The organism is Streptomyces sp. GbtcB6 (assembly GCF_019091475.1).
GTDB lineage: Bacteria > Actinomycetota > Actinomycetes > Streptomycetales > Streptomycetaceae > Streptomyces > Streptomyces hyaluromycini.
In genome coordinates this window covers 75,704-81,998 of record NZ_JAGXJL010000042.1, presented here as the reverse complement: position 1 = coordinate 81,998, position 6,295 = coordinate 75,704, and the positions used below count along the sequence as shown (strand labels likewise).

General features: G+C 73.7%; 5 protein-coding genes. 3 read left to right on the top strand and 2 right to left on the bottom strand.

From position 1 onward, the window contains the following. A partial coding sequence (locus tag KVT45_RS42630) for a hypothetical protein (RefSeq protein WP_217554872.1) occupies window positions 1-671 on the top strand: 671 nt, incomplete at its 5' end. 117 nt (window positions 672-788) lie between these two features. Then, the gene (locus KVT45_RS42625; protein ID WP_217554871.1) at window positions 789-1,856 is read left to right on the top strand and encodes an RNA ligase (ATP); all 1,068 of its coding nucleotides are present in this window, start codon (window positions 789-791) and stop codon (window positions 1,854-1,856) included. Between the two features lie 196 nt (window positions 1,857-2,052). Here KVT45_RS42625 and KVT45_RS42620 read toward each other — a convergent pair whose 3' ends face one another. Then, window positions 2,053-5,100, bottom strand: coding sequence for a tetratricopeptide repeat protein (locus KVT45_RS42620; protein WP_254648162.1), 3,048 nt, complete (start codon window positions 5,098-5,100; stop codon window positions 2,053-2,055). A gap of 118 nt (window positions 5,101-5,218) precedes the next feature. On the opposite strand from KVT45_RS42620, the gene KVT45_RS42615 reads away from it, so the two are divergent. Continuing rightward, complete coding sequence (locus KVT45_RS42615) at window positions 5,219-5,665, top strand: DUF2690 domain-containing protein (protein ID WP_254648161.1); 447 nt, start codon at window positions 5,219-5,221, stop codon at window positions 5,663-5,665. Window positions 5,666-5,729: 64 nt separating this feature from the next. Here the strand turns inward: KVT45_RS42615 and soxR are convergent, their stop codons facing one another. Continuing rightward, window positions 5,730-6,200, bottom strand: coding sequence for a redox-sensitive transcriptional activator SoxR (gene soxR, locus KVT45_RS42610; protein WP_217554868.1), 471 nt, complete (start codon window positions 6,198-6,200; stop codon window positions 5,730-5,732). Window positions 6,201-6,295 lie beyond the last annotated feature (95 nt).

Below are 6,295 nucleotides of genomic sequence, written 5' to 3'. Positions count from 1 at the left end.
TCGGCCCGCCCCGCCCGCGCGGCCGCTGGCTGCCTGGGCCGCCCAGCCATCCCGGGCTGGCCGAGACCTGGTCGGGGCGCCGTGACATCAGCGCCGCCCTGGACACGATCGACACCCGCTGGGACGACAGCCTGACGCGGCTGAGCTGCCACAACCGCCTGGAGGTCGGCCCGGACCGCCGCCCGGCCTCGCTGCCCAGCCGACGGCTGCAGCGCGCCGAGGCCGACGGCGCCGACCGGTGGATCGCGCTGTACCGGCTGGACTCCCCCGGACCGCCGCCCCGGGTCCGGCTCGCGCCGCCCTGCCGCCTGGGCCGGGTCGTCGAGATCCCGGAGGACGGTCTGGTGGCGGCGGAGATGCTGTTCGACCACCCGCTGGCCCGCGGGGAGACCGTGATCGTCGACTACACCCTCGAACACCGCGAACCCCGGCCGTACTCGCAGCGGCTGGAGACCGCCATCCACGTGCCCATGCGCGAGCACCTGCTGGAGGTCCGCTTCGCCGCCGAGGCGCTGCCGTCGGCCTGCTACTCCTTCCGCACCACGGCGCTGGACGCCCATCCGCGCGCCCACCCGCTCCGCCTGGACACCGCGGGCTCGGTGCACGCGGTGGCACTCGCCGCCGGCCCCTGCCGCTTCGGCATCCGCTGGGAGTGGCCCGCGACGCCATAGCAGCGGCTAATCCGCTGGTTCCACCCCTTTCCCGTCCGGAGAGTTGGGTCCGATGAAACCCAACTGAGGAAGCCCGTCCGAGGAGCCCCGCGGGTTCCCTCCGAGCGAGGAGTACCGATGTCGACGCTGCGCGTCACCGCCGAAGTGCTGACCGTCCACGAACACCCCAACGCCGACGCGCTGGAGCTGGCCCAGGTGGGCCTCTACCGCGCGGTCGTCGCCAAGGGCGTGTACCGCACCGGCGAGACCGCCCTGTACATCCCCGAACAGGCCGTGCTGCCGGCCGGACTGATCGAGGAACTGGGACTGACCGGGCGGCTGGCGGGAAGCGCCGCGGACCGGGTCAGGGCGGTGCGGCTGCGCGGAGAGCTGTCACAGGGGATCGTGTGCCGTCCGAAGGCGCTGGCCGGCGTCGACCTGGCGCGGGCCGCGGCGGAGGGCACCGACTTCGCGGAGACCCTCGGCATCACCAAGTGGGTACCGCCGGTCCCGCCCACGATGAACGGGGACGTCGAGTCGGCACCCGACCTGCTGCCCTGGGTCGACATCGAGAACATCCAGCGCTACCCCGGCATCTTCGAGCCCGGCGAACCGGTGGTCCTCACCGAGAAGCTGCACGGTTCGGCGTGCCTGCTCACGTATGTCGCCGGCGAGGACCGGGTGTACGTGTCCTCCAAGGGCTTCGGCGCGAAGTCCCTGGCCCTGACGGAGGATCCGCGCAACCTCTACTGGCGGGCGATACGCGGTCACGGCGTCGCCGACGTGGCCCGGCGCCTCGCCGAACGGCTCGGCGCCCGCCGGGTGGGGATCTTCGGGGAGGTGTACGGGGCGGGGGTCCAGGACCTGACGTACGGCGCCGACGGACGACGGGAGTCGCTCGGGTACGCCGCGTTCGACGTGTCGGCCGAGATCGACGGGGCGGTGCGGTGGCTGGACGCGGCGGAGTTCCTGGAGGGCGAACTGCCGCTCGTACCACGGCTGTTCGAGGGGCCGTACGACATCGACCGGGTACTGGAGGTGGCGAGCGGACGGGAGACCGTGTCCGGGCGGGGGCTGCACCTGCGCGAGGGCGTGGTGATCCGGCCGGTGGTGGAGCGGTACAGCGCGGTGACCGGGGGCCGGGCGATCGCGAAGGCGGTGAGCGGGGCGTACCTGACACGAAAAGGGGGGACCGAGTTCGAGTAGGCGCCCGGGGTGGGGGCGGGGCGGGGGTGGGGACGCTCACCGGCGCTTGCCGGGTGCCGCCCGCGCCCACCCGTGCCGCCCCAGCGGCACGACTGCCCGCGGCTGATGCTTTTAGGGGCGCGAGGCTGTATTTGATTTGCGGCTCCGCCGCGCGGGCGCGATCAGCCCCCACCCACCCGCACCCGAACGACCACGGTCAGCGCTCCCCGAGCATCCCGCGCACCTCCTCCGCCCGCGGCGAGCCCAGCGCCGTGTAGAGGTCCAGGGCCTCGCGGAGACGAGCGTCGGCCTCTTCCGGTTCGCCGTCCCTCAGCACCGCCGCCGCCCCCACGTGCGCCCGCGCCTGTTCCTCCTGTTCGTCGATCTCACGCGCGACCTCCAGCGCCTCCGCGTGGGCCGCCAGCGCCTCGGCGGCCCGCCCGAGCCCGTGCAGGGCCTCGCCGAGGCCGTTGAGCGCGCCGGTCTCGCCATAGCGCTCTCCGATCCGGCGGAACAGGTCGAGGGCCTCGCGCTGGTGCCCGGCTGCCTCCTCGTGGCGGCCCAGACCGCTGAGCGCGTTGCCGAGGTTGGACAGGGCGTGCCCCGTGCCCGCCGCGTTCGCCAGCCGCCGGAACAGCGTCAGGGCACGCTCGAAGTGCCGGGCCGCCGCGGCGTGGTCGCCCAGCCGTGCCACCAGGATGCCGAGGTTGCCGAGGGCGCTTGCCTCGCCGAGGGAGTGGTGCACGGCCCGGTACAGCTCCAGGGCCCGCTCGTAGCGTTCGACCGACGCCTCGAAGTCCTCCAGCAGTTCCAGCACGATACCGAGGTTGTTGAGCACGTCCGCCTCGCCGGGCGCGTCGCCGACCGAGCGGAACAGCGCGACCGCTCGCTCGTGCTGCTCGGCGGCCTCCCGGTAGCGTCCGCGCAGTTCGTGCAGGACCCCCACGTTGGTGAGGTGCCGGGCCTCGCCCGCCGCGTAGCCGATCCGGCGGCACAGCGCGAGAGCGGTGTCGTGGAGCTGTTGCGCGCTGTCGTAGTCGCCGAGCCTGCGGTGCACGGCGCCGAGGCAGACCAGGACATCGGCCTCGCCTCGCGCGTCCCCCACCGACCGTGCGGCCCGCAGCGCGTAGGTGTGGACGGTCAGGGCGTCCGTGTAGTGCCCGGAGCGCTCGTAGTGGCGGTGCAGTGTGGTGGCGATGCGCACGGTGTGCCCGGACGGACCGGGCTCCTCGGTGCGCGAGCACAGCGCCACCAGCGTGGGCTGCGCGGCGGCGAGCCAGGCGCGGGCCTCCTCGGCGGTCCGCAACGGCGGCAGTCCGGTGCCGGGCCGCTCGACGGCGGGGCGCAGGTGGCGTTCGGCCGGGTAGAGGACGTCCATGGCGGCCGCGGACGCGGCGAGGCAGTGGTCGAGCAGCCGGACGAGGGCGGCCTCGCGGTCCGCCGCCGGGTCGTGGCGGGCGGCCAGCTCCGCCGCGTTCACGCGCAGCAGGTCGTGCATGCCGTACCGGCCGGCGGCGGTGCGGTTCAGCAGGTGGGCGCGGGCCAGCAGGTCGAGCGCCCGCCGTACCGCTTCCACGGACTCGCCGGCCAGTGCGGCGGCCGCGTGGGCGTCCGTGTCGGGACCGGGGTTCAGGCCGAGCAGCCTGAAGAGCCGGGCGGGCAGTTCGGCGAGGCGGGCGTAGGACCAGGAGAAGACGGCGCGTACGGCGGCCCGCGGGTCGTCGCCGGAGTCCAGCAGGTCCAGCCGGCGCTGGTGGTCGTGGAGTTCGGCCACCAGACGGGCGAGCGGCTCGGCGGGGCGGGAGAGCACCAGCTCCGCGGCCACCCGCAGGGCGAGCGGCAGCCGGGCACACTGGTCCGCCAGATCGGCGGCGACCGAGCGCTCCGCGTCGATCCGCGCACCGATCAACGCCCGCAGCAGGGCGAGGGAGTCGGTGCGGGAGAGCGCGTCGAGCACCACGCGGTGGGCGCCGTTGACCGAGACCAGCGCGCCCAGCGAGTCCCGGCTGGTGATCAGCGTCCGGCAGTCCGGGCTGCCCGGGAGCAGATGCCTGACCTGGGCGGCGGACGCGGCGTTGTCCAGGACGACCAGCAGCCGGCGTCCGTCGAGGGCCGTCCGGTAGCGCGCCGCCCGGTCCTCCAGACGCAGCGGGATCTCCTGCCGGGGCACGCCGAGGGCGGTGAGAAAACCGGTCAGCGCCTGGGCCGCGGACACCGGTCTCTGCGGGTCGTAGCCCCTGAGGTCGACGTACAGCTGCCCGTCGGGGAAGGCGTCCCGCGACCGGTGCGCCCAGTGCACGGCGAGCGCCGTCTTGCCGATGCCCGCGGTGCCGGAGACGGCGGACACGACCGCCGCGGCGGCCCCGTTCGTGCCGACGCCGGGGATCAGGGCCCGGGTCAGGTCGGCGAGTTGCGCGTCACGTCCCGTGAAGGGCCGTATGTCCATGGGCAGTTGGGCCGGAACTGGAGCCGCGGGCAGCTGCGGGGCCGGCCGTTCCCGTACGGCGGCTCCGCTCGACACCTCCTCGTACGCCGACCGCAGTTCGGGACCGGGCGGCAGGTCCAGCTCGTCGGCCAGCTGCCGGCGGATACCGGTGTAGACGTGCAGCGCGTCCGTGGTCGAGCCGACGGCGGCGAGCGAGCGCATCAGGGCCACGGCGAGTTGCTCGGACAGGGGGTGGTCGGCCAGCAGGGGCCGCAGCAGCTCGGGCACCCGCTCCGGGCTGCCCTGCCGCAGACAGGTCTGCGCCCAGGCCAGCGCCGCCTCGATCCGCTCCTGGCTCCAGGCCGTGCGCATCCGTTCGGCCCAGGCGCCGGACAGTCCGGGCAGCGGAGTGCCCCGCCACAGCCGCAGCGCCTCCTCCAGGAAGCCGGCGCGCTCCGTGTCGGGGGACAGCGGCTCGCGCCCGCGCGCGACGAGGGAGCGGAACCGTGCCAGGTCGACGGCGTCCTCGTCCGCCTCCAGCAGGTATCCGCCGGAGATCTTGCCGAGGCGGATCGACGGCCGCACCGCCGCCGCGCCGCTCTCCCTGGCCGCGGCCTCGTCCAGGAGCCGCCGCAGGCGGCTGATGTGGGAGTAGACGACGGAGCGCGCGGCGTCCGGCGGATCGCCGTCCCAGAGCCGGCCGACCAGTGTCTCCAGGGTGACAGGCCGCCCGGCGTCGGCGGCGAGCGCGGCGAGCACCGCCTGCCTGCGCGGCTGCCCCAGGTCCATCCCGGCCCCCGCGACACGCAGTTCCAGCGGACCGAGCAGAAGGAGCTTCAACGGACCTCCGTCACAAGGTTTTCGCAAGACGGATCCTAAATCCTCACATCACCGGTCGTCAGGGGGACGACCGGGTCAACTGCCTTACGCGGCAGGGACATTGATGAGGAGCAAGACAATGAAGGTTCGCAACTGGGCCGCGTCGCTGACCGTCCTGGCCCTGGCCGCGGCGGGTACCGCGATCGCCGCTCCCGCGAACGCCGCCGGCTGCTACGGCTCCGGCTGCGAGGGCAAGGACCCCGCCACCTACTGCCAGAGCGACGCCATCACGCCTTCGAACGGCGCCGTCTGGCTCGGCGCGGCGTACGTGGAACTGCGCTACAGCCCCAGCTGCCGCGCGGCCTGGGCACGGATCTCGCATGCCACCTACGTCCCGCAGGACCAGTCGGTCCCGTGGGTCACCGTCCACCGGACCAGCGACGGCAAGGAGTACACCTGCGCCGTGCCGAACGGCTCCACGGGCTGCTACACCAAGATGGTCAACGACATCGACGTGAAGTCGTACGCGAAGGGCTTCTACGACGGCGGTGCGCGGACCTGGAGCGGCTCCACCGGCTCCTACTGACCGGCCCTCGCGGTCTTCTGCGTGGGCGGGGCGTACGGGGGTCGCACCGCCCACGCAGAACACTTCACCGTCCCTCGCCGGTCCTCTCCGGCATCAGACGTGAGCCGGCGCGGCGTTCGCCGAACGCGTCGTCCGGGTTGGACAGCACGCAGCTGCTCAAGGACAGGCACCCGCAGCCGATGCAGTCCGTCAGGTGATCGCGCAGACGGTTGAGGTGCCTGATGCGTTCGTCCAGTTCCGTGCGCCACGCCTCCGAGAGGCGGGCCCAGTCCTCCCGGGTCGGCGTGCGCTCCTCGGGGAGTTCCGAGAGGGCTTCGCGGATCGTCGCGAGGGGGATGCCGACCCGCTGTGCCGCCCGGACGAAGGCGACGCGGCGGAGCGTGTCGCGGGTGTAGCGGCGCTGGTTGCCGGAGGTCCGCCGACTGCTGATGAGGCCCTTGGACTCGTAGAAGTGCAGTGCGGAGACGGCGGCGCCGCTGCGCGCGGACAACTGGCCCACGCTCAGCTCTTGGATCTTCTCGGGAATCTGCGGCACCCCGCAGAGACTACCCACCGGCGCCGGTCGCGGTCCGTTGACAGGGGGCCCGTACCCGACCATGCTAAGCAGTTGCTTAGACAATGCACGCGTGA

Bases quoted from the DNA above. Each gene is read 5' to 3' on its own strand.
- KVT45_RS42625 (WP_217554871.1), top strand. From the start codon at position 789: ATGTCGACGCTGCGCGTCACCGCCGAAGTGCTGACCGTCCACGAACAC.
- KVT45_RS42615 (WP_254648161.1), top strand. From the start codon at position 5,219: ATGAAGGTTCGCAACTGGGCCGCGTCGCTGACCGTCCTGGCCCTGGCC.